The organism is Roseibium salinum (assembly GCF_026240905.1).
Lineage (GTDB): Bacteria > Pseudomonadota > Alphaproteobacteria > Rhizobiales > Stappiaceae > Roseibium > Roseibium salinum.
This window is the reverse complement of sequence record NZ_JAPEVI010000003.1, coordinates 2,962,174-2,987,371: the sequence shown is the minus strand read 5'-3', so window position 1 is coordinate 2,987,371 and position 25,198 is coordinate 2,962,174. Positions and strand designations below refer to the sequence as shown.

General features: G+C 62.4%; 26 protein-coding genes. 15 read left to right on the top strand and 11 right to left on the bottom strand.

Translation table 11 applies throughout. From position 1 onward, the window contains the following. Nucleotides 1–44: 44 nt before the first annotated feature. Nucleotides 45–470, bottom strand: a complete 426-nt coding sequence (locus ON753_RS18425) for a hypothetical protein (RefSeq protein WP_265964231.1) — start codon at nt 468–470, stop codon at nt 45–47. A gap of 2 nt (nt 471–472) precedes the next feature. On the opposite strand from ON753_RS18425, the gene ON753_RS18420 reads away from it, so the two are divergent. The 3 genes from ON753_RS18420 to ON753_RS18410 all read left to right on the top strand — a co-directional run bounded on the left by ON753_RS18420 (nt 473) and on the right by ON753_RS18410 (nt 2,263). Next, the gene (locus ON753_RS18420) at nt 473–1,333 is read left to right on the top strand and encodes a LysR family transcriptional regulator (RefSeq protein ID WP_265964229.1); all 861 of its coding nucleotides are present in this window, start codon (nt 473–475) and stop codon (nt 1,331–1,333) included. Nucleotides 1,334–1,517: 184 nt separating this feature from the next. Further along, nucleotides 1,518–1,946, top strand: coding sequence for an Hsp20 family protein (locus ON753_RS18415; RefSeq protein WP_265964227.1), 429 nt, complete (start codon nt 1,518–1,520; stop codon nt 1,944–1,946). A gap of 32 nt (nt 1,947–1,978) precedes the next feature. Continuing rightward, a complete protein-coding gene (locus ON753_RS18410; RefSeq protein WP_265964225.1) occupies nt 1,979–2,263 on the top strand; it encodes a BQ00720 family protein in 285 nt (94 codons plus the stop codon). Nucleotides 2,264–2,404: 141 nt separating this feature from the next. On the opposite strand, the gene ON753_RS18405 is transcribed toward ON753_RS18410, so the two are convergent. Further along, nucleotides 2,405–2,947 carry a TetR/AcrR family transcriptional regulator gene (locus ON753_RS18405; protein ID WP_377047175.1) on the bottom strand — a complete coding sequence of 181 codons (543 nt, stop codon included), beginning with the start codon at nt 2,945–2,947 and terminating at the stop codon, nt 2,405–2,407. 134 nt (nt 2,948–3,081) lie between these two features. On the opposite strand from ON753_RS18405, the gene ON753_RS18400 reads away from it, so the two are divergent. Both ON753_RS18400 and ON753_RS18395 read left to right on the top strand, forming a co-directional pair. Then, the gene (locus ON753_RS18400) at nt 3,082–3,630 is read left to right on the top strand and encodes a peroxiredoxin-like family protein (RefSeq protein WP_265964222.1); all 549 of its coding nucleotides are present in this window, start codon (nt 3,082–3,084) and stop codon (nt 3,628–3,630) included. Nucleotide 3,631: 1 nt separating this feature from the next. After that, entirely contained in the window at nt 3,632–4,030 is a 399-nt protein-coding gene (locus ON753_RS18395; protein WP_265964221.1) for a nuclear transport factor 2 family protein, read from the top strand. Between the two features lie 170 nt (nt 4,031–4,200). On the opposite strand, the gene ON753_RS18390 is transcribed toward ON753_RS18395, so the two are convergent. Continuing rightward, complete coding sequence (locus ON753_RS18390; protein ID WP_265964220.1) at nt 4,201–4,431, bottom strand: hypothetical protein; 231 nt, start codon at nt 4,429–4,431, stop codon at nt 4,201–4,203. A 485-nt stretch (nt 4,432–4,916) separates the two neighbouring features. Here ON753_RS18390 and ON753_RS18385 point away from each other — a divergent pair, with 485 nt between their 5' ends. Next, nucleotides 4,917–5,276, top strand: coding sequence for a hypothetical protein (locus ON753_RS18385; RefSeq protein WP_265964218.1), 360 nt, complete (start codon nt 4,917–4,919; stop codon nt 5,274–5,276). Nucleotides 5,277–5,759: 483 nt separating this feature from the next. On the opposite strand, the gene ON753_RS18380 is transcribed toward ON753_RS18385, so the two are convergent. From ON753_RS18380 to ON753_RS18370, 3 genes are all read right to left on the bottom strand, one after another. Continuing rightward, complete coding sequence (locus tag ON753_RS18380; protein WP_265964216.1) at nt 5,760–6,248, bottom strand: hypothetical protein; 489 nt, start codon at nt 6,246–6,248, stop codon at nt 5,760–5,762. Between the two features lie 416 nt (nt 6,249–6,664). Continuing rightward, on the bottom strand, nt 6,665–7,870 hold the full coding sequence (locus tag ON753_RS18375) for an OpgC family protein (RefSeq protein ID WP_377047176.1): 1,206 nt from the start codon (nt 7,868–7,870) through the stop codon (nt 6,665–6,667). 97 nt (nt 7,871–7,967) lie between these two features. After that, nucleotides 7,968–9,353 (bottom strand): tetratricopeptide repeat protein, encoded by a 1,386-nt coding sequence (locus ON753_RS18370; protein ID WP_265964212.1) that lies wholly within the window; start codon nt 9,351–9,353, stop codon nt 7,968–7,970. A 249-nt stretch (nt 9,354–9,602) separates the two neighbouring features. Between ON753_RS18370 and ON753_RS18365 the strand changes: the two genes are divergently transcribed. Beyond that, nucleotides 9,603–10,772 carry a YeeE/YedE family protein gene (locus tag ON753_RS18365; protein ID WP_265964210.1) on the top strand — a complete coding sequence of 390 codons (1,170 nt, stop codon included), beginning with the start codon at nt 9,603–9,605 and terminating at the stop codon, nt 10,770–10,772. Between the two features lie 71 nt (nt 10,773–10,843). Further along, nucleotides 10,844–11,326, top strand: coding sequence for a DUF302 domain-containing protein (locus ON753_RS18360; RefSeq protein WP_265964208.1), 483 nt, complete (start codon nt 10,844–10,846; stop codon nt 11,324–11,326). A gap of 310 nt (nt 11,327–11,636) precedes the next feature. Here ON753_RS18360 and ON753_RS18355 read toward each other — a convergent pair whose 3' ends face one another. Continuing rightward, on the bottom strand, nt 11,637–12,398 hold the full coding sequence (locus tag ON753_RS18355) for an SDR family oxidoreductase (protein WP_265964207.1): 762 nt from the start codon (nt 12,396–12,398) through the stop codon (nt 11,637–11,639). 253 nt (nt 12,399–12,651) lie between these two features. Between ON753_RS18355 and ON753_RS18350 the strand changes: the two genes are divergently transcribed. From ON753_RS18350 to ON753_RS18320, 7 genes are all read left to right on the top strand, one after another. Next, on the top strand, nt 12,652–13,437 hold the full coding sequence (locus ON753_RS18350; RefSeq protein ID WP_265964205.1) for an ion channel: 786 nt from the start codon (nt 12,652–12,654) through the stop codon (nt 13,435–13,437). A 98-nt stretch (nt 13,438–13,535) separates the two neighbouring features. Next, complete coding sequence (locus ON753_RS18345) at nt 13,536–14,384, top strand: CE1 family esterase (RefSeq protein ID WP_265964204.1); 849 nt, start codon at nt 13,536–13,538, stop codon at nt 14,382–14,384. Between the two features lie 126 nt (nt 14,385–14,510). Beyond that, nucleotides 14,511–15,791: a CaiB/BaiF CoA transferase family protein gene (locus ON753_RS18340; RefSeq protein ID WP_265964203.1), complete on the top strand. Its 1,281-nt coding sequence runs from the start codon at nt 14,511–14,513 to the stop codon at nt 15,789–15,791. Next, nucleotides 15,788–17,404, top strand: coding sequence for a thiamine pyrophosphate-binding protein (locus tag ON753_RS18335; RefSeq protein WP_265964201.1), 1,617 nt, complete (start codon nt 15,788–15,790; stop codon nt 17,402–17,404). The genes ON753_RS18340 and ON753_RS18335 overlap by 4 nt, the downstream gene beginning before the upstream one ends. Nucleotides 17,405–17,491: 87 nt before the next feature. Next, nucleotides 17,492–18,340, top strand: coding sequence for a pantoate--beta-alanine ligase (gene panC / locus ON753_RS18330; RefSeq protein ID WP_265964199.1), 849 nt, complete (start codon nt 17,492–17,494; stop codon nt 18,338–18,340). An 11-nt stretch (nt 18,341–18,351) separates the two neighbouring features. Then, nucleotides 18,352–19,161: a 3-methyl-2-oxobutanoate hydroxymethyltransferase gene (gene panB, locus ON753_RS18325; RefSeq protein ID WP_265964197.1), complete on the top strand. Its 810-nt coding sequence runs from the start codon at nt 18,352–18,354 to the stop codon at nt 19,159–19,161. Nucleotides 19,162–19,439: 278 nt separating this feature from the next. Next, nucleotides 19,440–20,498: a bifunctional transcriptional activator/DNA repair enzyme AdaA gene (locus ON753_RS18320; protein WP_265964196.1), complete on the top strand. Its 1,059-nt coding sequence runs from the start codon at nt 19,440–19,442 to the stop codon at nt 20,496–20,498. Nucleotides 20,499–20,648: 150 nt separating this feature from the next. Here ON753_RS18320 and ON753_RS18315 read toward each other — a convergent pair whose 3' ends face one another. The 4 genes from ON753_RS18315 to ON753_RS18300 all read right to left on the bottom strand — a co-directional run bounded on the left by ON753_RS18315 (nt 20,649) and on the right by ON753_RS18300 (nt 25,184). Then, nucleotides 20,649–21,503 (bottom strand): fumarylacetoacetate hydrolase family protein, encoded by an 855-nt coding sequence (locus ON753_RS18315; RefSeq protein WP_265964194.1) that lies wholly within the window; start codon nt 21,501–21,503, stop codon nt 20,649–20,651. A gap of 129 nt (nt 21,504–21,632) precedes the next feature. Then, nucleotides 21,633–22,577: an ABC transporter substrate-binding protein gene (locus ON753_RS18310; RefSeq protein WP_265964193.1), complete on the bottom strand. Its 945-nt coding sequence runs from the start codon at nt 22,575–22,577 to the stop codon at nt 21,633–21,635. 79 nt (nt 22,578–22,656) lie between these two features. Further along, complete coding sequence (locus ON753_RS18305) at nt 22,657–23,661, bottom strand: ABC transporter permease (RefSeq protein ID WP_265964192.1); 1,005 nt, start codon at nt 23,659–23,661, stop codon at nt 22,657–22,659. Continuing rightward, on the bottom strand, nt 23,658–25,184 hold the full coding sequence (locus ON753_RS18300) for a sugar ABC transporter ATP-binding protein (protein WP_265964190.1): 1,527 nt from the start codon (nt 25,182–25,184) through the stop codon (nt 23,658–23,660). The genes ON753_RS18305 and ON753_RS18300 overlap by 4 nt, the downstream gene beginning before the upstream one ends. Nucleotides 25,185–25,198 lie beyond the last annotated feature (14 nt).

Sequence of the window (25,198 nt, the reverse complement as noted above, 5' to 3'; positions counted from 1 at the left end):
GATCTTGTCTTCGGAATGTGCGGTTGTGTAATGAAAGCCGGCAATCAGGCGGCGCGATCATGCCGGGTCGCAAGCTGAGCGTCTTCGGCCTGGCATACCTCTTGTTGGCACACCTCTTGGCAGTCCTTTTCGCCCGGCTTTTCACGGCCGCGCAGATTGAAGACCAGCCTCAAAAGCTTCCTGAGCCGGCGCCTGCGCAGCCGGCGGGCAAGCTCGCGGCTCTTTTGCTGCAGCAAGACGTGCTCGGGAACAGGCTCGGGCCAGAATTCCTCGTGATTCGGATAAAGCATCCTGACGGGATCGTCCCAGGCGGGCCGCCCGTCTTTCAAAAGCTTTCTTCGCAAGGGCAACGGATAAGGAACGAGCATACGGAGCTCCTCTTCAAATCTGGTTGTTTCTGGAGGGTGTATGCGGATAATCTCACGGATGAGATCTATCGGCATGTATTCTAACTGAAATCGAGATTTCAAAAATGAAACGAAACCTGGATTGGGAGGATTTGCGGCTGTTCCTTGCCGTCGCCGAGGCAGAGGGGCTGGCCGGCGCGGCCGACAAGACGGGGGTCAGCGCGGCAACGCTCGGGCGGCGCGTCTCCTCCCTGGAAAGAAGCCTCAACGTGCGTCTGGTGGAACGCGAGGCCCGCGGCTACCGCCTGACGGCGGCCGGACGGGACCTGGTCCGGCATCTGGAGGGCATGGACCAGGCCGCAAAGGCCATCGCGGACTGGCGGGAGGGCCGCCCGGTGCGCCGCCGGATCCGCATTTCAGCCGGGGAATGGACAACGCGGCTCCTGATCGACAACATCAGCGGCTTCTGGACCCCGGATTCCGACTGGGAGCCGGAGTTTCTTGCCGATCTGCGCCACCGGGACGTCGCCAGGCGCCAGATCGACATCGGTGTGCGCAACAGCCGGCCCAAACAGGCCTGGCTGGCCGGCCAGAAGGTCGGGACGGTCCAGTATGCCGCCTACCAGGCAAGAGATGTTCCGGCCGGCACGGAACTCGGCTGGATCGGCCTGGTCGAAGACGACGCCCATTCGCTGACCGGCCTCTGGCTGAAGGAAAACCACGGCGACGAGGCGGTGATCACCTTGAACAAGACTTCCCTGTCCCTTTCCCTGGTACGCCAGGGGCAGGTTCGCATGCTGCTGCCGCTTTTTGTCGGCGATGCCTGTCAGGACCTGGTGCGCATAACCGCGCCCATCGACAGCCTGCAAACCGAGAGGTGGCTGGTCATGCATCAGGACGAGCGACACGAGCCGGCGGTCCGCCACGCGGTTTCGGCACTCGCCAAGATGTTGAAACAAAATCCGCTTCTATCTTCTGGTGTGTGAAGAGTTCGCGCTGGCGATGATTTTGACAGGCAGAATAAAGCGTGCGGAAAAGGAAAAAACTCTTGTCCTTGAATCAATTTTAACGAAGCGCCATATTTAATCATGAAAGGGGCCGTAGGTCCCAGTCCGGATGCCTAAGGAGAAAGGGTCCGGGCGCAAGGTCGCTTCAACAAGGACTTTGAGGATGTCACGCATGTCAGCGTTTTCCAGCCCGTTTATGCTCGGGTTCGACGATATCGAACGTGTGCTTGATCGCGTTTCCAAGGCTGCCAATGACGGGTATCCGCCCTATAACATAGAAAGGCTGCCGAGAACGGAAGGCCAGGGCGATATTATCCGGATCACATTGGCTGTCGCCGGGTTTACCAGGGATCAGCTCGATGTCTCCGTGGAGGAGAGCCAGTTGGTGATCCGCGGTCGGCAGGTGGATGACAAATCCCGGCAGTATCTGCATCGGGGCATTGCGGCCCGGCAGTTCCAGCGGGCCTTTGTCTTGGCCGAGGGGATCGAAATCCTCGGAGCCGACCTCAAGGATGGATTGCTGTCCATCGACCTGGCACGTCCTGAACCGGAACGTGTCATAAGAAAAATAGAAATCTCCAGCGGCGAATAGACCCTCGTTGGCTAGCATGTGGAGAAAGACTGATGCACGATACCAAGACCCCGGAATGGACGGACCGCACACGTTTGTCCGAATTCATGTCCGTTGACGAGCTGAGCGAGCTCGGCACGGGCGATATTGCCTACATCAAACAGATCAAGGCGCGCGACCTGAAGGAAATGTTCCCGGATGTGCCGCCCTTGCATGACAACATGACGCTTTACGCGCTGCTGAACGCGGACGGTACGCCGATCCTGCTGGCAGACAGCCGTGAAGCTGCAATTGCCAATGCCTTCGAGGCAGACCTGGAAATGGCATCGCTGCACTGATCAGTAACGCATGCCGGCCTCCAGGCCCTGATAGATCGTGGCCCGCCGAGCTCTGCTCCGCGGGCCACATCTGTTTTTAACGTCAGCAGGGCGCTACCGCGCGGCGAGACGGCGTCGGTGCCGACCTTCCTTCGAACCGGATCAGTGCGCCAGCAGCATGGCGACCCGCTCGGGGATCTGCTCCCGCATGCGATCGCTGGACCAGCCCGCACGGCCGCGAAACATGTAGCCCTGCCGGAGATCGAAGAGCAGGGCGGCCCGTTCCCGCGAGGGGAACGTCGGCGGCAAGGTGCCCTTTTCGATTTCGCGGTCGAAACGAGCGGCCAGTCTCTTCTCCGCCTCGGCGATGACAGCTTCCACGCGTTCCGCGACCCCTTCGACCTGGCCAACGGACGCCACGACGCTTGATGCGATGAAGCAGCCCTTTGCGCCGCTTTCGTGCTCTGTCGCGGAGCGAATAACCTCCGACAGGAAGGCGTGAAGCGCCTTTTCGATGTCTTCTTCGCTTTCCAGGGCGACCAGCGGCGCGCAGGCATCCGCCTCGCAATAATGGTCGATCGTTTTCAGATAGAGGTCGTGCTTGTCGCCGAAGGCGGCATAGAGACTTGGGCCAGTGATCCCCATGGCGCTGGTCAGGTCGCGCATGGATGCGCCGTCATACCCCTTCACCCAGAAGACCGACATCGCCTGCAACAGAGCCTCGTCGTAATCGAAATTCCGGGGCCGGCCTAATTTTTTTGTAACGCTCAATATATATCTCTTGACGCTCTTGGGTTTTTCTCTTTATGTAACGATTATTATATAAGGAATCGCACCAGATGACTAGCAAAAAACTCGCCGCCGGATCGGTGTTTCCGGCGATCAGTCTTCCTGTGCTTGGCGGAGGCCGGCGCGACATATCCCGGCCCCGTGACGGGCTCGACTGGATGCTCGTGGTTGTCTATCGCGGCAAGCACTGTCCGCTCTGCACGACATACCTGCGCGAGCTCAATGCGGCCCTGGCGGATCTGAACGCTCTCGGCGTCGATGTGATCGCCGTATCCGCCGACAGCGAAGCCCGCGCCGCCGCCCAGATGGAAGAGGTATCGCCGAGGTTCGACGTGGCCTGCGGCCTGACGATCCCGCAGATGCAGGAACTGGGCCTCTACATTTCCGACCCGCGCAACGGCATGGACGTTGACGCCCCCTTCGCGGAACCGGGCCTGTTTGTCATCGATGAAACCGGCGCGCTGCAAATCGTCGACATCTCGAACGTCCCGTTTTCACGGCCCAGCCTGGAGTGGATTGCCAAGGGCATCGGCTTCCGGCGCGGGCCGATGAAAGACGCCCCGATCAACGGCACCTATGCCAGAACCCAGAGGAGATAACATGAGCGAAAGAACAGAAGCCGCGCTGCGCGACAGGATCGGCGAATTGATGAAAGCCGGCGTCAGCGCCGACATGGAGAAGCTGGACAGCATCTACCACGACGACATCGTGGTGATGGACCTGAGCATCGACGGACGGTTGATGACTTTGAAAAAGAAGGACTTCATGGCCATGCTGGAGCAAACCTTCCAGGGCAAAAATCCGGACGATCACATGTGGGCCAAGATCCACAGTGTCACCGTTTCCGGCGACCGTGGGCATGTTCTGATTTCGCGGAAGATCCCGGTTGGCGGTCCGAACATGATGATCGACCTGAGCATCGACTTCGTTTTCGAGGACGGGCGCTGGCAGGTCACCCGCGAAGTGAACTTCAGCCGCCCGGACGCGCAAGCCGCTTGACCGGCCGAACGGGGCGGCGCGCTTTTGTTCCGCCCTCGCATTTGATGCCGCGGCCGCCTTTAGGTCACGACGCAGCATCGGTCCGTTCGGGCTCCGAGATGAGCCCGACCGCAGAACCCACAACGTGGATCCGCGGCAAGACGCTCAAACACAGTGGGTGGGGCCATACCTTACGTCGAGAACTTCACGCGCACGCCGCGCTGCCGAAAATAGGCCTGCATCATCTTGCGTCCGGACCGGTTGTTCTGGGCCAGCCTGGCCGGATCGAAAACCGCTTCTTTGGCACCCTCCCGGGCCATTGCCTGCTTGAGGGTCGCGATATGTTCATCGATGTCGGTATTGTCCGATTGGAGCGATGCATAAATGTTGTCGATTGCTTCGGTCACGGTCGGCACGCTCACGCTTTGTACTCCTTCGCCTGTCAGACGAACCGGATACCACAAATCGGCGGATGGACCTATATCAGGGCCGCAAGGTCCCGATCGTCGTCGCTCTGCCTTCAGTCGCGCATGGCCGCCTTCGTTCGCTGGTTTCTGTCTAATCGGCAAAGCAGCCATACGATGCAATCAGATTGAAGAGCTGGAACGGGCGGAGAGCGGTCTTCCGCTGCGGGCACGAATTGAACGGTTGATTTTCCGGAGGCCGACGTACTGATCCTACGAGTCAACCGGAACTTTATGCCATTTCCGGCTAATAGGGCGGCCAGCATTCGGCTGTGATTGCGCAGGCAATTGCACCTCGGTTCCTATCAGGTCCTTTCGGCACCCAAAATAAAATTAAAAATTACTATCAATTATTGCCAATTTAACGTAACGTTATCCAGTCAAAAAATGTAAGTCGTAAATAGATTTACATTCCTCTCATAGAGATATCGGACTATTCAGTGATGGATAATCCTATCTTTATTTACATCATTCGAAAGAATCAGAAGCCAATTGGAGTTAACTCCATGAAACCCTTATTATTAATCACCGGCGTGCTAATACTTGGTGGAGTCACAATAGGCGCCGCGGAAGACAACAGCGAACTCCTGCAGCCATCCTATGTCGGTGGAACTACCGGAGAAGAAGAATACGACACATTCGCATTCAGATCGGGGATTGCATCAGATCTTGATATAAGGTTCGAAAGCGACTGCCCGGGAAAAACCTGCGAGGACATCGTCACAAACGCTGTAAGGCAGGGAGAATACATAGGGGAGGTGTCGGAGAACGACGAGAAGGACACATTCGGCTTTTTAAACTAGGCCCAGTTCCAAATACCGACTCTTGTGTGAAACAATACACGTACGTTGACGCGCAAAACGTTGACCCGTGGTGTTGCACATGAAGAGGGCGTCGCGGGGTGGGACCACACACCCACGACGTTTGGCGACAGGCGGGCTGTCCGTTTAACAGCCTTTTCGGATGGCTCGTCTGACGTTATCTGTTAGCATAGTCCCAGATCCCAAGAGCTGGTTCACCCTCACGGCTACCCCTCTCGACTTTGAAAGCCGCGAACGCCCGGGTTTGCGTCTTGGTCGGACCAAATTGCACCTGCCACCAATCGTCCGCTTTTCACTGCGCATCGCAGCAATTTGACCTTCGGTCGAATGACCAGTTGGGGCCGAGAAGCGACGTCAGCGAAGTCGATCGGATACGGGAGGTCTGCCGCGCCGCCGCATGGCTACTCCGAGCCCGAAGTTGACATTTGTATTGGTGTTGCGATAGGCCGAAAACTACAGAGGAGCCTAGTTTGTTGTTACGCCCAGCACGTCTTCAATCATTTTGGTGGGGCACCGCCAATTGACCATGGTCTGCGCGGCCTTCTGAACTGGCATCGTCCGTAAGGTATCCACTGAGACGACGTTCTGCTCAAACCGAACGAGTCCGGCGACATTGGATGCTGGCAGTTCCCACAACATGTAGCCACAAATCAAGTTGTCCGGTACCTCAGCCCGCCCTGAGAAATCGACCGCAGCCAGTAGGTGTTCTTCTTGGTAATACGTCAGGCCATGTGCGGAATATCGTTGTGTTTTTCCAGCGATGTCAATTATTTCTTGGCGGGCCTGTCGCCAGGAAGTCACCGATGAAATGTTTGCCATTCTATCCGACATAAAGGCCCGTTCCGTCTCAAAATCCTCTTTTACAAGTTGATCAAAAAAAGCCTCGGAAACACGTGCGACCAATTGCGTTGTCTGGTCGCTCGGCTGAATTTGTGCGAGTGCAGTCGTAGCCAACGAGAGTAACCATAGTATGACGAAGAGTATTCTAAGCACGTCTTGAGCTCCATTTGAGGGCAACGAATTTCGACACCCTAAACGGTCAAGTTGTAACTTGGAAGAGTTGCGCATGTTTCAAATCGCGGGCGTCTAATAAACGGCGGCAAGGTCTGCATTGCCGGCATCTGGCGGCCAACCGTCTTCGCAGATGCAATGAATGACGGCTTCGGCGTACTGCGCCGCAGCAGCGTATCAGCGAGTGAATGACCGGTTAGGGCCGAAATCCACGTCGAACCCGATCAATGTAAATGTCGGCTTCGGTAGCTGCGCAGGCCCTCCCGGCCCAAACACGTCATTAGCCAATCGCCCGCGCGCTCAGCCCGTAAAGCTACCCCTGTCGCCGCCATCCCCCGGCGACCTTCTCCGAAAACCCTCTAACCCGCCCGAACCGGTTCCCGCGCCTGCGAAGACGTCCTTGCGTGTGTCTCCGTGCCCCCGCGCGAAGCGGAGCCGGGATGATCGGGCGATCCCCCCGAAGACGTCCTGGGCGGTTTGCGCCAGGGCTGGCTCTTGTACCAGCCGGCTATGTAGGCGACCGCGATCAGTGCCAGGAAACCGCCGAGGTTGGACAGGATTTGCGGGATCCATTCGCCGCGCCCCCACACCATGTCGCGCAGCAGGCCGGCCGCCTGGGCGATCACGAGGCTGGCCATGAAGACGGGAAGCGACTGCTGGCCGACCTTCTGCACCACCCGCACGAACCGGCCCCACAGGGCGCCGTGCCCCAGAAGGTGCTTGCCGTGTTCGCCCGCCGCGATCCAGGCAAGATAGGCGAGCGCGAGGAAGTGGATGTGGCGGAAGAGGCCGAATTCCGTCTTGATCCAGAGCGGCCGGATCGCGTCACGGATGGCCTGGACCCACTCGACATTCGTGTGGACGCGGAAATAGGCGAAGGGCACCGTGACCAGCACGATGAAGGCGCACAGCGCCACCAGCTTCCTGTTGACCGGGGGCGCGGGGATCCAGCCGCGCATGAAGGCAAAGCCGGTGAAGAACAGCATTTGCCAGGCAAAGGGATTGAAGAACCATTCCCGGTCCGACCAGGGCTCGGCCGGCAGGCTGAGCAGATCGAACTGGGCAGCAAACCAAAGGCCGACGGACAGGGCGAGCGCCGACATGACCGAGTACCGGGCAACCAGCATCATCAGCGGGATCAGCGACAGGATCACCACATACATCGGCAGGATGTCGAAATAGTTGGGCACCCATGTCAATGTCAGGATGCCCGGCAGGGCGACTGCGGTATTGTCGTAAAGGTGCAGCAGGTTCAGCGATCCGACATAGTCCTCGGTGAGATTGCAGCACCGGTTCAGGAAGCCGCTTTCCTGCACGATGGCCAGGCCGACGGCAATCACCAGAAACTGGCCGATATGGGCCCAGTAGACCTGCCACATCCGGTGCAGGATCCGCGCCGCGCCCATGGCCCAGCCGTGAACGTCGAAGATCTTGCCGAAGGCGATCGCCGAGGCCATGCCGGAGCAGAAGACGAAGATTTCGGTGGCGTCGGAAAACCCGAACCGGGCAGGGATCCAGAGGGTCCACCAGTTCCAGGGCACATGGGCAACGTAAATGATGAACATGCCGAGGCCGCGGAAGAAGTCGAGCCGCGGATCGCGGGGACGTTTCGCTTGAGAAAGAGCGTTCACTTTAAACTCTGGTCCTGTCCGGGCAGGGGTCTCACACGCGGCCCGCAGCCCTCAGTTTATTGTTTTCCATCACCCGTTGCGCCCGAAGCATTTTATCGCAGATTTCGAGACGCTGTTCGGCAAACCGGTCAAGCGCACCACGCTTGTGCGCGCGGCTTTTAATCAGTTTCTCCGCTTCTGTCGAGAAACCTGCACGCAGGGCCGCATCGATGGTGATCCGCTCGAAGACATCGCGCTGGGCGTGCGAGCCGCCGACCAGGTGAAGATTGTCCCTGCCCGATGTCAGCAGCGAAAAGGCGGAAGCGTAGTTTCCCTTCCGGTACTGTTCCAGGCCAAGGCCGGTCGGCAGCCCGGCCTCCGTGGCAATGCGCCCGTTATCGGTCTCGCTCCGGGCGCGCGTCTTCAGGCCGTCCAGCAGCCTGTCGGCCCCCATGCGGCGGCCGCCGTTCAGGAGCGCCAGCAGATAGTGCAGGTCCGCAAAGACGTTGCAGCCGTCCTCGGCGCGCTTGTCGGAAAGAAGGGCCAGTTCGTCCCAGCGGGGGCCGACATCGACCCCCTCCAGTTCCAGGCGGACCAGCAGCGAGGCGGCATTGGAAATGTCCCGGTAGTCGTCCGTCTTGTCCTTGCGGATATCCGCGTCATAGAGCGCAAGCGCCTTGTCCGCCCGGCCCTGGTCGAGATGCATGAGCGCCAGATGCCACCAGACGTGATAGCCGAAATTGTTGCAGTGGGCCCAGCCGCCCGGATGGTTCTCCAGCCAGCGCGTGCCTTCTTCGGACCGGCCGGTCATGTCGTGGACATGGGCCACCGCATGAAGACCCCAGGCATCGTCGCCGGCAAATTCCAGGCCCCTGCGGCCCGTTGCCTCCGCCAGCCGGTAGTCTCCGGTCTCTTCCAGGGAAAACGCCCGGCAGCCGAGCAGATAGCCATAGGCGGGATGGCTTTCGCCATAAGCGGAGAACACGCGCTCGATCGACTGCCGCATGCCGATGGAATCGCCCAGGACGAAGCGGATGGCATGCACCAGCTTCATCATGAGGGCGTCCTCGGGAACCTTCACCAGCGCCGCGTCCAGAATGTCGGCGGAGCGGGTGGGAAATCCGTCCAGCCAGGCCGCCAAGGCGTTGACGACCGCGGTTTCCCGCTCCGTCAGTGGCGTGTGCCGGGCCGAAGCGCGGGCAAGCCCCAGCGCTTCACGGGCGGCGGCGCACATTTCCGCGCGGCCGAGCAGCAGGCAGAACAATCCGCGCGCCGCGTGGGCGAGCGCGAAATCCGGCGCCAGGCTCAGGCAGGTTTCCAGATGCGCCGGCGTCGATTTCCCGTGCGCGAGAAAGGCCTGCACGCTCGCGTTCCAGGCAGCAAGGGCATCCTTGTCGGAAAGGGTGAGCTCATAGCCAAATTGATCGGTGAGACGCATGACGGGCCTTTATCGTTTCTCGTGCCGGCTCCTCCGAAACGGGGGCCACGGACTATGGCGGCGGCGCGCCGGGCAGGGCGCAGCCTCCGCTAAAAATCGACAGGCGCGCCATGAACTGCAAAACACAAAAAGGTGTTGGCGATGTGTAGACGGGACAAAGCCGGTCTTGTTGTGAAATAGCGGCTGTCGATGCAAGCATGACACCGTCCGCCGTCATCGCGGCGGACCGCAGGCACGGGAGCTCGTTTCATGGCTTTGACCGTCCCCAGGTCACAAGGGGGAATCGCGGCCCTTGCAGGCAGCGCGCTGGTGCTGGTTGCGCTGGCGGCCTATGGCGCGGCCGGACCGCGGCAGGCCGCTGCGGTGCTGATCGGCGGCCTGGCGGGATTGTCGCTCTATCATGCCGCTTTCGGCTTCACGTCGGCCTGGCGGTACATCGTCACGCAAAGGCGCGGTGCCGGGCTGCGCGCTCAGTTCGTTCTCATTCTGCTGACCAGTGCCGTGTCGTTTCCGCTGATCGCCTGGGGACATGTCCTCGGCTGGCCGGCAATAGGCTACGTGTTTCCTTTCGGCATTGCCGCGGCCCTTGGCGCGTTCCTGTTCGGGGTCGGCATGCAGCTCGGCGGCGGCTGCGGCTCCGGCACGCTCTATACCGCCGGGGGCGGTTCCACCCGGATGATGATCACCCTGGCGGCCTTCATTCTCGGGTCCGTGGCGGCAACCGCGCATCTGCACCTGTGGAACCGCCTGCCGAAGCTGCCGCCGGTGTCGCTGATCGGGGAATTCGGCCCGCATGGCGCCTTCCTGCTAACCGCGCTGGTGCTTGGCGCCCTGGCCCTGGCAACGATCCGCATCGAAAGGCGGGCGCATGGCAATGTTGCCCCGCCCGCCCGCACGGTGTCGTTCATGACCGGCCCCTGGTCGCCAATGGCGGGCGCGGTGATGCTGGCGGTGGTGGGGATTGCCACCTTCGTTGTCGTCGGCAGGCCGTGGGGCATCACGTCGGCCTTTGCCCTGTGGGGCGCCAAGGTCTTTCACGTCCTCGGTGTCCCCGTCGATACCTGGCCCTACTGGACCTGGCAGCGCGGAGCCCTGGAAGGCTCCGTGTTCCGGGACACGACGTCGGTGATGGATTTCGGCATCATGCTCGGCGCGATGGGCGCGGCCGCCCTGGCGGGCCGGTTCGTTCCCATCTGGCACCTGGGCTTGCGGGACATTCTCACCGCCGTGGCCGGCGGCCTGCTGATGGGCTATGGCGCGCGCCTTGCCTACGGCTGCAACATCGGCGCCTATCTCGGCGGACTGGTGTCGGGATCCCTGCACGGCTGGCTGTGGCTCGTCTTCGGCTTTCTGGGAAGCCTTGCCGGAACGCGCCTGCGCCTCACGCTTGGGATGGACGGGCGGAACACCGGATCGTGAGCTGATTTCGGCCGCTCAGTCCGTACCCTGGACTGCCGCCGACCTTGAAACCAAACACGGGAGTTTGACCGATGCGCCTGATCGTCTCCGTCTTCTATGTGCTGACACTCTTTTCCTCCGCCTCGCTTGCCGCCGGCAGCCTGTCCGAACGGGAAGGCTGGCAGGTCATGCACACGTCTCTTGCCTACGACAGGCTGGTCGAAGAGCTGCAGGCTGCGGTCAAGGAGGAAGGCATGCTGCTGGTGTCCCAGGCGAGTGCGTCCGCGGGCGCCCGCAGCAGGGGACTGACAATTCCCGGAAACCGCATCATCGGCGTCTACCGGAACGACTATGCGGTGCGCATGCTGGAGGCTTCGGTCGCCGCCGGCATCGAGGCGCCGATCCGCTTCTATGTGACGGAAAATACCGACGGCACCGCGACGCTTTCCTGGAAGACCCCGAGCTTCGTCTTCGAACCCTACATGGAAGAAGGTGGCGTCGCCCTTGTCGAACTTGCCGAGGAGCTGGACCTCGTTTTCCGGTCGATAGCGGAAAAAGCCGTGTCCTCTGAGTAACAGCATGCAGGCATGAGCACCGCCCAAGCACTACCCGGGCAGGCAGCGCGGATTTTGGGGGTTGTTAAATCGCCTTGCCGCCCTCACATTATTTGTGTCGTCAACAACAGAAAGGAGGTGTGCTCATGTCTAGTGAGTATCGGTACGTGGTCCAGGTGTCTGGGCGAAATGGAACGGTGCTGGAGCAGCCTCTTGCGCTGAACGGTTTCGCCGGGATCTGATCCGGGCCTTGGATCACGTCGATCTCATGGGAGGGCCGCAAGTTGCGGCCCTCTTTTGATTCCCGGGGCAGGAACGCACCGGTTATCCGTCAAACGAGGCCGACCGCCTTGCGCACGTCTTCGTCCCTCAGGGAACAATCGACGCCGCGATAGGCATCGCCCGCATCGGTGCACAGCCAGCAGATGGCTTCGCCGACCCATTCCGGCGGGATGTGGACGGACGGGTCCAGCTGGCTCACCGGGTTGATGCCGGAGGACTTGATGTCGACCTGCATCTGCGTTGCGACCGTTCCCGGGCTGAGGCCCACGACGCGCAGGCCCTTGTCGCCGAATTCCTTGTCCGCGCAGCGGGTCAGCGAGAGCGCCGCCGCCTTGGACGCGCAGTAGTGGCTCCATCCTTCCAGCGCGCCGGACGCGGCGCCGGAGCTGATATTGACGATCGTGCCGGATCCCTTTTCCAGCATATGCGGGGCGGCCGCCCGGATGCCGTAGTAGACGCCCTTGGTGTTGATATCGATCACCCTGCTCCAGGCGTCGGGATCGGACACCTCGATGCGGCTGATCGGTTCGATGACACCGGCATTGTTCACCAGGATATCGAGGTCGCCGAACGTGTCGATGGCGGTCTGAACGGCCCGGGTGACGTCGTCGTAGCTGGAGACGTCACAGGGAACGGCCAGGGCCTCGCCGCCTGCCGCCCTGATCTCACCGGCAATCCGCTCGATATCGCCGCCGGACCGGGCGGTCAGGACCACCTTGGCGCCGTACCTGGAAAGGCTCTTGGCGGCCGCTTCGCCAATACCGCGGCTCGCGCCGGTGACCAAGGCGACCTGTTTCGACAAATCAAACATGTAACGTCCCTGTTGTTTTCGGCCCCGGCCATTGTTGATCGGCCGTGAGTTGTTGAATCGTGCCGCATTCATGTGAACGCCGGATGCTCATAACGCGGCGCCGCCCCGGAATAAACCGCTTGTTTGCATCAAACTCATGCGTCATTCGCACGAATGGAGCCGGGAACCCGTTCGCTGCGCGGATTGACTTTCCGGTACTGCTCATGTCGGTTGAATGTCCGCAAGACGCAGATGGAGTGAAGAGGCAGTGTTGATGGCGGCGAAACTACCGGTTCTGCAGCGCTTTTTGCGCAATCTCTATTTCGGCGATTCCATGAACGCGCGCAGGTTCCGGTACGGATTGCTGGCGTTCGACCTTCTGACCATCGCCTATTTCATCGTCTCCTCCGTGTTCCACCCGAAGGAGCCTTACTACTGGCTGGAATATTCGATCGCGGCGGTTCTGGTGCTTGATTACGCAGCCCGGCTGATCGCCGCTATCCGCCCCGTCAGGTACATCTTCAGCTTCACGTCCGCCACCGATCTGATCGTGATCGGCTCCCTGGTCGCACCGGCCTTCGTCGACAACCTGGCCTTCCTGCGCGTCGTGAGGATGCTACGGCTGTTGCGCTCCTATCATCTCCTGAAGGAACTGCGCGAGACATCCGGATGGTTCCGGAAGAATGAGGATGTCCTTCACTCCCTCATCAACCTGATGGTCTTCATCTTCGTGATTACCGCCCTCGTCTTCGTGCTGGAAAACGATCGCAATCCGAACATCAACAACTACCTGGATTCCCTCTACTTCACGGTCACCACGCTGACCACCACCGGTTTCGGTGACATCACCATGACCGACAGCCTCGGCCGCCTGCTCACCGTTGTCATCATGGTCTTCGGCGTCGGGCTGTTCCTGCGTCTGATACAGACGATCTTCCGGCCGACCAAGGTGAACTACACATGTCCGGATTGCGGCCTGAGCCGCCATGATCCGGATGCGGTCCATTGCAAGCATTGCGGCCGGGTGCTGAACATCCCGACGGAAGGCTCGTGGGACTAGCCCATATCCTCGCCGACTTGTGAAGTCTCGCCGGTAGACAATCGCCTGCGAAAAATCATTCATGGCACAACGAAGCCCCTGATCCGGGAGACCGTCCGTTGTCGAAACGCCATCATGCCTTCGCCCGCCTCGCCGCCGTCGCCGGCCTGCTTTTCTCGTCCGCCGGCCTTGCAGCCGAGGACGCGTCCTGCGGCGAGGAGACGCCGTGCGAACTTAAGGACGGCGAATATTTCATCCACCTGCCCGAGACCCGGCAAGGTGAGGAACCGCTTGGCGCGATCCTCTTTCTGCACGGCCATCGCGGCAGGGCCCTGAACGAGATCCGTAACGCAAGCTTCCAGAAGATGGCCGATGAGCTTGGCGTCGCCTTCGTGGCCGTGCAGGGTGTCGACGGCACGTGGTCCTTTCCCACAGCCCCGCGCAACCTCAGGGACGAGCCGGCGTTTTTCGACGAGGTCCTGAGCGACCTGTCCGACCGCTTCGGCATCGACAGGAAGCGGACCATGCTGTCGGGTTTTTCTTCCGGCGGTTTCATGACCTGGTACCTGGCCTGCGAGGATTCGGACCGCTTCGCGGGCTATGCGCCGATCGCCGGGGCGTTCTGGCAACCCTTGCCGGAGGAATGCCCGACCGGGGCGCCTTACCTGTTCCATGTCCACGGAACCTCCGACACCGTCGTGCCGCTTGCCGGCCGCGCCCTTGGCGGCGGCAGATGGCACCAGGGTGATGTGTTCAAGAGCTTCGATGTCTGGCTGCGGCAGTACGGGCTTGGCGAGACGCGACCGCAGAAACTGACCGACGGCGGCCTGGAATGCGAGCGCTGGCGTCCCAAGACCGGCCTTCTGGAACTGTGCCTTCACGACGGCGGCCACGGCGTCCAGGCGAGCTGGATCAAGCGGGCCTGGCAGGAGCTGAGCGAGATGAAGGGCTGGAACGGGAAGACCTGAGAGCCGCCCCGCGCGCACCTGACGCGAATGTGAGACAAGGTGTGTGCTCGCACGTGACCGCCGCAGTTGACGGAGACAGGCACTCTGTGGCCTCTTGCCTCTAAAACATCAGCTTGAAGGTGATGCTTGTCCCAGTCCTCTGCCGCCCCCGGCGCTCTCTCCGGTCTTCTTGTCCTTGACTTGTCGCGTATTCTCGCGGGGCCGACCTGCACGCAGATTCTCGGGGACCTGGGTGCCGAAGTGATCAAGATCGAGCGGCCGGGCCGGGGCGACGACACGCGCGGCTGGGGTCCGCCCTTCCTGAAGGACAGGGCAGGCGAGGAGACCGGCGAAAGCGCCTATTACCTTTCCTCCAACCGCAACAAGGCCTCCGTTGCCGTCGACATGGCAACGCCGGAAGGCCGCAAGCTGATATCGGAGCTTGCGGAAAAGGCCGATATCCTGGTGGAGAACTTCAAGGTCGGCGACCTGAAGCGCCGCGGCCTCGACTACGAGACGCTGAAGGCGTCCAATCCGCGGCTGATCTACTGCTCCATCTCCGGTTTCGGCCAGACGGGGCCCTACGCCCACCGCGCCGGCTATGATTTCGTGATCCAGGGCATGGGCGGCATCATGTCCCTGACCGGCTTTCCGGACGAGGAGGGCGGCACGGAGACCAAATGCGGGACCGGGATCGCCGACGTGATGTGCGGCATGTACGCCACCGTGTCGATCCTGGCGGCGCTCAATCACCGCAACAACACCGGCGAGGGGCAGCATATCGACATCTCGCTGCTCGATGCCCAGGTTTCCTGGCTGATCAACCAGGGCGTCGGCTATCTGACATCCCGCGTAGTCCCGGGCCGGATCGGTAACGGCCATCCGGCCATCGTGCCCTACGAGACCTTCCCGGCCGCCGACAAGTCCTTCACCCTGGCCGTCGGCAACGACGAGCAGTTCCGCAGGTTTTGCGAGATTGCCGGCGCGCCCGAGCTCGCCGCCGATCCGCTCTATGCCAGCAATGCCGACCGGGTGCGCAACCGCAGGAAACTGATACCGCTGCTGCGCCGGCTGACCATCGAGAAAACCGCGGCGGAGTGGCTCGCCCGTCTGGAACAGGCGGGTGTCCCCTCCGGGCCGGTTAACGATCTGGCTGAGGTTTTTGCCGATCCGCAAGTCCTCGAACGCGGCATGCACATCACCCTGCCGCATCCGCTCAGCGGCGAGGTGGACCTGATCGGCTCGCCGATCAACCTGGAAAAATCGCCCGTCGCCTATAAGAACGCGCCGCCACTATTGGGTGCGGACACGCAGGATGTTCTCAGCCGCCATCTCGGCCTGACCGCGGCCGAGCTTGCCGCCCTTGCGGACAAAGGCATTGTGGGGTTTGGGGCCTCGGTTCAGCAGAAGGGGCGGGCGGCCGAATGACCACCGGCGCGGATATCATTGCGGGCAAGCTCCACGCGGCCGGCTGCCGCCACGCCTTCGGCATACCGGGCGGCGAGGTTCTCGCCCTGATGCAGGCTCTCGACCAGGCGGGCATGACCTTCGTGCTGGTCAAACACGAAAACGCCGGCGGCTTCATGGCCGAAGGCGGCTGGCATGCGGACGGGGCGCCCGGCGTGCTGCTGGCAACGCTCGGCCCCGGCGCGGCCAATGCCGTCAACGTCGTCGCCAATGCCTGGCAGGACCGCGTGCCGCTGATCTTCCTGACCGGCTGCGTCGACCAGGCCGAGGCGGAAAGCTACACTCATCAGGTGTTCGATCACCAGCAGCTGCTGCGGCCGATCGTGAAGGCAAGCCTTTCCGCGCGGCTCGGCGCGCTGGACGTGATGATGGACAAGGCGCTTGCCATCGCGCTCGACGGCCAGCCCGGCCCGGTGCATATCGACGTGCCGATCAAGGTGGCCGAGACCGAAACCGGCGAAGCCTGGTCGCGCAACTTCCAGTCCGCCCCCGTCGAAACGGCGCCCATGGCCGGGCAGGATCTTGAGACGGCACTGGATCTGTTTGCCAGGGCCGAGCGCCCGATTGCCATTGCCGGCGTCGATGCGGTCAATCAAAGCGCTTCGGCGGCGATCAGCGATTTCTGCCTGAAATTCCAGGTCCCCCTCATCACCAGCTACAAGGGCAAGGGTCTCCTGGACGAGAACCATGCCCTGGCCCTCGGCGGCGCGGGCCTGTCGCCCAAGGCCGATAACCTGCTCCTGCCCCTGATCAACGAAAGCGACTGCATTCTCCTTCTCGGCTACGACCCCATCGAAATGCGCATCAACTGGCGCAATCCCTGGCCGCAGGACGCGCCGGTCATCGACATCGCCCCGGTTCTGCGCACCCACGGCATGCATAGCGTCGCCTCGGCCTTGCGCAGCGCCGTAGGGCCCGCCCTGGAAATCCTGGGCGACGTCCGCGAGGCGGGAAAACCATCCTGGGCGGAAGGTGAGCCGGCTAAGGTCAAGGCCGAGCTGAAGCGATCCTTTGCGGCCGAGCCGTCCGGCTGGGGGCCGGGAACGATCTTCCATACGCTGCGAAACATCATGCCGGCGGACACGGTGGCGACCGCCGACAGCGGCGCGCACCGGATCCTGGCCAGCCAGATCTGGCGCTGCTCCATGCCCCGCCAGATGCTGCAATCCTCGGCCCTTTGCACCATGGGCTGCGCAGTGCCGCTTGCCATGGGCCACCGGTTGGTCGACGGCCAGTCCCCGGTGATTGCCTTTGTCGGCGATGCGGGCCTGGAAATGTGCCTCGGCGAACTTTCCACGCTGCGCGACCTCAACATCCCGGTCATCATCTGCGTGCTGGTCGACACCAGCCTGGCGCTGATCGAGCTCAAGCAGCGCGGCAGCCAGCGGCCCAACGTCGGCGTGGATTTCGGCGAGACGGATTTTCCCGCCGTCGCCAAAGCCTATGGCGGCCATGGCGTGTGGATCGAGGGTGCGGACAGGTTGACCGCGGAGGCGGAGGACGCGCTGAAACGCGACGGCTTCACCCTGCTTGCCTGCCGGATACCCCGGCGCGCCTATGACGGCGCCTTTTAGCCGACTGGACCTTCCTCTTTCATCTGCTTATGTTGCACCCGCGAAAAGCATGGCCTGGGCAATGAAGAGGCCGCGGGAGGAACACGAATGAAGATCTGCCGGACCAGGGCGGAGATGCGGGAAACCGTACGGGAGTGGAAGCGCGACGGCGTAAGCGTCGGCCTTGTTCCGACAATGGGATACCTTCACGAAGGGCACCTTGGTCTCGTGCGCCTGGTGCGCGAAAAGGCGGAGCGGGTCGTCACCAGCATCTTCGTGAACCCGACCCAGTTCGGCCCCAATGAGGACCTTGCGACCTACCCGCGTGATGAGGCGCGCGACCTGGCGCTGCTCGAAGCCGAGGGCGTCGATGCGGTGTTCGTTCCCAGCGTCGAGGAAATGTACGGTGCGGGCGGCGACACCTATGTCGAGGTTCCCGGCCTCTCCGGTATCCTGCAGGGCGCCCTGCGTCCGGGCCATTTTCGCGGCGTCGCGACCGTCGTCACCAAGCTCTTCAACATCGTCACGCCGGATTTCGCCGTTTTCGGCGAAAAGGACTACCAGCAGATCACGCTGATCCGGCAGATGGTGCGCGACCTGAACATGCCGGTGGAGATCGTGGCGCACCCCACGGTGCGCGAGCCCGACGGCCTGGCCATGTCGTCCCGCAATGTGCGCCTTTCCACCGAACACCGGGCGGAAGCGATCATGCTCAGCCGCTCCCTTGCCAGGGCGGAAGAACTGGCGGCCACCGGTCCGGACATCGCCGATCTGGAAGCCGCGATCCGTGACGTGCTCGCAAAAGGCCCGTCCGCTGAGGTCAAGAGCGTCGATATCCGCGACGCGGAGACGCTGGCCGAACTCTCCGGCCCGCTGGACCGCCCGGCCGTCGTCCTCCTTGCCGTCGGCTTCGGTCCCGTTCTCCTCATCGACCAGCGGGTCATCACTCCCCATTGAAAGGATGCCGCATGAGCACTCAGAAACCCGTCCGCCGCATCACCGCCCCGCAGATCACCCGGCGCAAGGGCGGCGATCCGATTGTCTCGCTCACTTCCTATCATGCCCACACGGCGGCGATCGTCGACAAATACGCCGATTTCATTCTGGTCGGCGACAGTCTCGGCATGGTCATGCACGGCATGGAATCGACCGTCGGCGTGTCGCTCGAACTGATGATCATGCATGGCCGGGCCGTGGTGCGCGGCACGAGCCGGGCGCTTGTCGTCGTCGACATGCCCTTCGGCACCTATGAGGAAAGCCCGTCGGTCGCCTTCCGCAATGCCGCCCGGGTGATGAAGGAAACCCAGTGCGGTGCGGTCAAGCTGGAAGGCGGCGCGCGCATGGCCGAAACCATCCGTTTCCTCTCTGAACGCGGCATCCCGGTGATGGCCCATATCGGCCTGACGCCGCAGTCGGTGAATGTCATGGGCGGCTTCAAGACGCAAGGGCGCGACGAGGAAAGCTGGGCGATCCACGAGGAAGACGCCCGCGCGGTGGCCGAAGCCGGTGCCTTTGCGCTGGTCCTGGAAGGCATGGTCGAACCGCTGGCGGCAAAGATCACCAGACAGATCCCGATCCCGACCATCGGCATCGGTGCCTCCGCGGAGTGCGACGGCCAGATCCTGGTCCTGGAAGACATGCTCGGCCTCAACCCGGCCCCGCCGAAATTCGTCAAGGTCTACGGTAACCTCGGTGGCCAGATCGAGGCGGCGGTGAAGTCCTACGCGGACGAGGTCAAGGGGCGCAGTTTTCCGGGCGAGGAGCAGGTGTATCGGTAGAAAACGGAGCTCGCTGACGCTCGCGCTGATGTCTGGTTCCCGGATCTGCGTTCGGCGTGCGCCTCACTTGTCCAGGATGACGCGCTAACGCGCGGCGTTGCTACACCCTCCTGTCATCCTGGACAAGTGCAGCAAAGCTGCGCGCAGATCCGGGAACCAGACATACTTCGCGTCGAAGACGCGGCAATTTTTCGATCCGGCCGCCGAGCACCAGACGAACCGGAATAAACGCCCGATTTCCGGCTGCATGACGCGCAAAAGCAGCCTAATCTCGGGCCATGCTTATGATCCGTCCGAGTTTCGATACGCTCTATGAAGCGCTTCTGACGCGCGATCCCTCCTATGAGGGCCGCGCCTTTGTCTGTGTTTCGTCAACCGGCATCTTCTGCCGGTTGACCTGTCCGGCCCGCAAGCCCAAGCCGGAAAACTGCACCTTTCACGAGACCGTCGCCGAGTGCATGGCGGCGGGCTTTCGGCCCTGCAAGCGCTGTCGGCCGACAATGCCGGAGGCCAGTGCCGACCCCGTGGTGAAACCCCTGGTCGAGGCATTGGAAAAGCGGCCCGGCCACCGCTGGGGCGAGCCGGATCTCGTCCGCATGGGGCTGGATCCCTCCACCGTCCGGCGCGCCTTCAAGCGTCACTTCGGCATGACCTTTCTGGAAATGGCCCGCCAGAGACGCCTTCAGGAAGGCTTCTCGGCCCTGGCCGACGGCGGCAAGGTCATCGACGCGCAGATCACCGCCGGGTTCGAATCGCCAAGCGCCTTCCGCGAGGCCTTTGCGAAGATCCTCGGCCAGGCACCGGGCGCCTTTTCCTCAAAGCCTCTGCTCTTCGCCGACTGGGTCGCAACGCCGCTCGGACCGATGATCGCGGTCACCGACAGGACACAGCTGCACCTTCTGGAGTTCCTGGACCGCAAGGCGTTCCCGGCCGAGTTCAGGAAACTCCAGACCTATGCCAGGGGCGAGATCGGTTTCGGCCGGACGGATGTGAGCGACCAGATCCAGGCGGAGCTCGACCGGTTTTTCAGCGGCACGGGGGCAAGCTTCGAGACAAAAATCGCCCTGCACGGCACGGCCTTCACCCGCGACGTCTGGCGGGAACTGATTGGAATTCCGGCAGGCGAAATCCGCAGCTATTCGGAGATTGCGCGTTCGCTCGGGCGTCCGCAGGCCGTCCGGGCCGTTGCCCGGGCCAACGGGGCCAACCAGATCGCCCTCGTCATTCCCTGCCACCGGGTGATCGGCGCCGACGGCTCGCTCACCGGCTATGGCGGCGGCCTGTGGCGCAAGCAGCGGCTGATCGAACTGGAACAGGGCTATCGGGCCAAAGGGTAGGTTTTCCGGGCGTCCGGATTTCAGCATATGTCCCGGAAAACGCCCTTCTCGCCCCTTGCGGGGGCGAGGGGCGCCGTGTGAAGGGGGCGAGGTTGCGTCGAACGTTTCGCCCCCAATCATCACCGGACACGGCGAGGGAAATCCGAAGGATTAAGCCCTCACGACCTTCTGCGTCTGACTGCCCAGCCTTTCAATCCCGAGGGCCATGACTTCACCGCCCTTGAGATAGACCGGCGGCTTCTGGCCCATGCCGACGCCCGGGGGCGTGCCGGTGGAGATCACGTCGCCCGGCTGCAGGCTCATGAAGCGGCTGAGATAGGAAATCAGGAACGGCACCCGGTAGACCATCGTTGCGGTCGTACCGTTCTGGTAGCGCTTGCCGTCGACCTCCAGCCACATGGCCAGGTTGTCGAAATCACCGACTTCGTCGGGCGTCACCAGCCACGGACCGAGCGGGCCGAACGTGTCGCAGCCCTTGCCCTTGTCCCAGGTCCCGGACCGCTCGATCTGATATTCGCGCTCGGAGACGTCGTTGACCACGCAAAAGCCGGCCACGTGATCCATGGCGTCGGCTTCCTCGATATAGGCGCCGCCCTTGCCGATCACCACGCCGAGCTCGACCTCCCAGTCGGTCTTGACCGAGCCGCGCGGGATCTTGACATCATCATCGGGACCGACAATCGCCGAGGTCCACTTGTTGAAGATGACAGGCTCGGGCGGAACGTCCAGACCGGATTCGGCCGCGTGGTCCGCGTAGTTGAGGCCGATGCAGATGAATTTGCCGACGGAGCCGACGCAGGGGCCGACGCGCAGGTCCTTTTGCGGCGTGCCATCGACGAGCGGCAGGTCGGAAATGTCGACGGACTTGAGACGCTCGATGCTCTCGGGCAGCAGGGCCTCGCCGGAAATATCCGGGACCACGGAGGAAAGATCCCGCACACGGTTGTCGGCATCCAGGATGCCGGGCTTTTCCTGTCCCGGCGCGCCAAATCTCAGCAATTTCATGAAGGACTGTCCTTGATATGTTCGAGCCCGGTCACGCCAGCAACCGGGCCCTGGTGTTGGGTCTGACCATTGGAACGGCCGACGTCTGCCTTCCCGCGGCGGTGCGCGAAGGCAGGTCGGTCCGGACGATCAGTCGTACAATACAGCGGCGATCTCCGGATCGTCGATGTTCGATTTGTCGTAGTAGTAGAAACCGGTGTCGATGTTGGCCGGGACTTCCTTGCCCTGAGACGCTTCGAGGGCGGCCTTCACGGTTTCGTAGCCGATACCGACGGGGTTCTGGGTGATCGCACCGGCCATCACACCGCTGCGGATCGCGTCTTTCTGGGCCTTGCCGGAATCGTAGCCGATGATGACGATGTCGGACTTGCCCATTTCGGTGACGCCGTTGACGACGCCGAGGGCAGAGCCTTCATTGGCGCCGAAGATGCCCTTGAGGTCCGGATTTGCGGTCACGATCGCCTTGGTCAGCTCGGTCGACTTCAGGTGATCGCCGCCGCCATACTGGACCGTCACCACTTCGATATCCGGATACTTGTCCTTGATCTGGTTGGTGAAGCCCTCGACGCGGTCGATTCCCGTGCGGCTGGTCTGGTCGTGGGCCACTACGGCCACCTGTCCGGAACCGCCGATCAGCTCGGCCATCTTGTCGGCTGCGAGCGCGGCCGCGGCCACGTTGTCGGTGGAAGCAGTGGCGACCGGAATGTCGCTGTCGACGCCGCTGTCGAACGCGATGACCGGAATGCCCTTCTCCTGAGCTTCGCGCAGCAGCGGGATGGCTGCCTGGCTGTCCAGCGCGGCAAAGCCGATGGCGGTCGGGTTCTTGGCAAGGGCGGCAGCCAGCATGTCGATCTGACGGTCGACCATGGTCTCGTTGTCCGGGCCTTCGAAGGTGATCGTGACGCCGAATTCCTCGGCGGCCTTATCTGCGCCGGCCTTCACTGCCTGCCAGAACTGGTGCTGAAAGCCTTTCGATATCAGCGGAATGTAGGTTTCCTGCGCGATGGCAAGATTGCCCGAGAGCATGAGCGCAACGGCGCCGGCAGCTCCGATAAGATGACGTCTGTTCAACATGATTCCTCTCCTTGGGTTATACGTCCGGATGTTTTGGTCCGGTTGGACGGGGTTTGGACTCCTCTTGTTGTTGATGGTGTCAGGCCTTCTTCCTGCGGGCCATGTCCGCATAGACGGCCAGGATGATGATCGCGCCGGTGACCACCGTCTGCCATTCCTGGGCAACGGAGAGCACCCTGAGGCCGTTGGTGAGCACGGCCATGATGAGCGCGCCGATCAAGGTGCCGAGCACGGTGCCCCGGCCGCCGGAAAGCGACGTTCCGCCGATCACCACCGCGGCGATCGCTTCCAGCTCGTAGCCGAGGCCGAGGGCCGGCTGGGCGGAGTTGAGGCGCGAGGCGATCAGGATGCCGGCGATGCCGCAGATGGCACCGGCCAGCGAATAGACGGACATCTTCCAGAAGTCGGTGTTGACGCCGGACAGGCGGACGGCTTCCTCGTTGGAGCCGAGCGCGAAGGTGTACCGGCCGAGAACCGTGCGGCCGAGAATATAGGCAGCGGCCGCGGCGACGAGGAACAGGATCAAGACCCCGTTGGGGATCGGCAGGGCGGGGATCACGTCGCCGATCAGCGAGCCGCGCGAAATCTGGTCGAAGCCCGGCGTGTCGTTGAAATAGATCGGCCGGGTGCCGGAAATCACCAGCGACAGACCTTTGAGGATCAGCATCATGCCGAGCGTGGCGATGAAGGGCGGGATCTTCATCTTGGCGACGAAGGTTCCCGAACACAGGCCGCAGAAGGCGCCGGTCGCGATCGCGGCGAGCACGCCGAGCGGCAGCGGCATGCCGAGATTGGTCAGCACCACGCCGGCGATCACCGCGCAGAATGTCATCAGCGTTCCGACGGAAAGATCGATGCCGCCGGTGATGATCACCAGCGTCGCCGCAACCGCCAGCACCCCGTTGACCGAGGTCGCCTGTAGGATGGCGATCATGTTGGATGTCTGCATGAAATTGGGCGAGGCGATCGAAAAGCCGATCAGCAGCAGCACCAGGCTGGCGAAGGCCAGCAGCTTCTGGTGCGCGCCCGCTTCGATCATCCGGCCGATGAGCGACGGGGTGGACGTGGGATTGACGGCTGTCATTGCTGATATCCTTCCGGCTGCATGACTGGCGCCCGCAGCGTTGCCAGATGCATGATGTCTTCCTGTGTGGTTGCCTCGCCGCCCGGCAGGATGCCCGTCAGCCGGCCCTCGCACATGACGGCGATCCGGTGGCTGAGCCGCATGACCTCCGGAAGTTCGGAGGAAATCACGATCACGGCCCGGCCTTCCTTCGCCAGGTTCTTCAGGAGCTTGTAGATTTCCGCTTTCGCGCCGACATCGATGCCGCGCGTCGGCTCATCAAAGATCAGGATGTCGCAGTCCCGGTAGAGCCACTTGGCGATGACGACCTTCTGCTGGTTGCCGCCGGACAGAAACCGGACCTCCTGCTTGTCGGACGGGGTGCGGATTTCCAGCTTGCCGATATAATCCTGCGCCGTGCGGCGCATGCCGTCTTCGCGCAGGACGCCGAAGCGGCTGGAAAAGCGGTCGAGGCTGGCAAGGGCGATGTTGGTGCGCACGTCCATGCCGGTGGCGAGGCCGAAGTGCTTGCGGTCCTCGGAAAGGTATCCGATGCCCGCCTTTACCGCATCGGACGGCTGGGAGATCGAGCAGGGCTTGCCGTGGACGCGGATCTCGCCGGTATCGCGCGGATCGGCGCCGAAGATCGCACGGGCGACTTCCGTGCGCCCCGCCCCCATCAGGCCGGCGAAGCCGAGGATTTCACCCTTCCTGACGGAAAAGCTGACGTCCCGGATGTCCCGGCCGCGGGACAGGCCGCGCACTTCCAGCACGGTTTCGGCATCTTTGAGGTCCGGGATGGTCACCGGCTCGTTGGTGACCTCCCGGCCGACCATCATGGAAATGATCTTGGAGACCGGCGTTTCCGCCGCGCCGACGGTCCCCACATAGGCGCCGTCGCGCATCACCGTCACCCGGTCGGCGATCTGCTTCAGTTCGTCCATCTTGTGGCTGATGTAGATGACGCCCACGCCGTCGGCCTTCAGCCGGCGGATGATGGTGAACAGTTCGGCGATCTCCGCATCGTTCAGCGCCGCGGTCGGCTCGTCCATGATGAGGATGCGCGAGCGGTAGGACAGCGCCTTGGCGATTTCCACCATCTGCTGCTTGGCGATTGTCAATTCGCCGACGACCGTCTTCGGGTTCAGCGCCAGGTTCATGGAGCGGAAGATTTCGGCCGCCTGGGCGTTCAGCGCGGCTTCGTCCAGCCGGCCGAAGCGCAGGCGCGGCTCGCGGCCGATGAAGATGTTCTGCGCCACCGTCAGGTCGTTCATCAGGCTGAGTTCCTGGTGAATGATGCCGATGCCGAGATCCTGCGCCGCTCTCGGACCGTCAATCTCCACCACCTCGCCGTTGACGACCAGTTCGCCGTCATCCTTGGGATAGATGCCGGAGAGGATCTTCATCAGCGTCGACTTGCCGGCGCCGTTCTCGCCCATGAGCGCATGGACTTCGCCGCCATTCAGCTCGAAGCTGACATTCTTGAGGGCGTGTACGCCGGGGAAGCGCTTTTCGATCCCCGTCATCCGAACCAGATTCTGCATCGCTCAGTCCTCCC

Excerpts from the sequence above, each read along its gene's own strand:
- ON753_RS18335 (WP_265964201.1), top strand. The coding sequence starts at position 15,788 with ATGACCACCGGCGCGGATATCATTGCGGGCAAGCTCCACGCGGCCGGC.
- ON753_RS18305 (WP_265964192.1), bottom strand. The coding sequence starts at position 23,661 with ATGACAGCCGTCAATCCCACGTCCACCCCGTCGCTCATCGGCCGGATG.
- ON753_RS18395 (WP_265964221.1), top strand. The coding sequence starts at position 3,632 with ATGAGCGAAAGAACAGAAGCCGCGCTGCGCGACAGGATCGGCGAATTG.
- ON753_RS18400 (WP_265964222.1), top strand. The coding sequence starts at position 3,082 with ATGACTAGCAAAAAACTCGCCGCCGGATCGGTGTTTCCGGCGATCAGT.
- ON753_RS18370 (WP_265964212.1), bottom strand. The coding sequence starts at position 9,353 with ATGCGTCTCACCGATCAATTTGGCTATGAGCTCACCCTTTCCGACAAG.
- ON753_RS18320 (WP_265964196.1), top strand. The coding sequence starts at position 19,440 with ATGCTTATGATCCGTCCGAGTTTCGATACGCTCTATGAAGCGCTTCTG.
- ON753_RS18350 (WP_265964205.1), top strand. The coding sequence starts at position 12,652 with ATGGCGGCGAAACTACCGGTTCTGCAGCGCTTTTTGCGCAATCTCTAT.
- ON753_RS18365 (WP_265964210.1), top strand. The coding sequence starts at position 9,603 with ATGGCTTTGACCGTCCCCAGGTCACAAGGGGGAATCGCGGCCCTTGCA.
- ON753_RS18310 (WP_265964193.1), bottom strand. The coding sequence starts at position 22,577 with ATGTTGAACAGACGTCATCTTATCGGAGCTGCCGGCGCCGTTGCGCTC.
- ON753_RS18360 (WP_265964208.1), top strand. The coding sequence starts at position 10,844 with ATGCGCCTGATCGTCTCCGTCTTCTATGTGCTGACACTCTTTTCCTCC.
- ON753_RS18300 (WP_265964190.1), bottom strand. The coding sequence starts at position 25,184 with ATGCAGAATCTGGTTCGGATGACGGGGATCGAAAAGCGCTTCCCCGGC.
- ON753_RS18405 (WP_377047175.1), bottom strand. The coding sequence starts at position 2,947 with ATGTCGGTCTTCTGGGTGAAGGGGTATGACGGCGCATCCATGCGCGAC.
- ON753_RS18355 (WP_265964207.1), bottom strand. The coding sequence starts at position 12,398 with ATGTTTGATTTGTCGAAACAGGTCGCCTTGGTCACCGGCGCGAGCCGC.
- ON753_RS18375 (WP_377047176.1), bottom strand. The coding sequence starts at position 7,870 with ATGTTCATCATTTACGTTGCCCATGTGCCCTGGAACTGGTGGACCCTC.
- ON753_RS18410 (WP_265964225.1), top strand. The coding sequence starts at position 1,979 with ATGCACGATACCAAGACCCCGGAATGGACGGACCGCACACGTTTGTCC.
- panC (WP_265964199.1), top strand. The coding sequence starts at position 17,492 with ATGAAGATCTGCCGGACCAGGGCGGAGATGCGGGAAACCGTACGGGAG.
- ON753_RS18315 (WP_265964194.1), bottom strand. The coding sequence starts at position 21,503 with ATGAAATTGCTGAGATTTGGCGCGCCGGGACAGGAAAAGCCCGGCATC.
- ON753_RS18415 (WP_265964227.1), top strand. The coding sequence starts at position 1,518 with ATGTCACGCATGTCAGCGTTTTCCAGCCCGTTTATGCTCGGGTTCGAC.
- ON753_RS18385 (WP_265964218.1), top strand. The coding sequence starts at position 4,917 with ATGGATAATCCTATCTTTATTTACATCATTCGAAAGAATCAGAAGCCA.
- panB (WP_265964197.1), top strand. The coding sequence starts at position 18,352 with ATGAGCACTCAGAAACCCGTCCGCCGCATCACCGCCCCGCAGATCACC.
- ON753_RS18420 (WP_265964229.1), top strand. The coding sequence starts at position 473 with ATGAAACGAAACCTGGATTGGGAGGATTTGCGGCTGTTCCTTGCCGTC.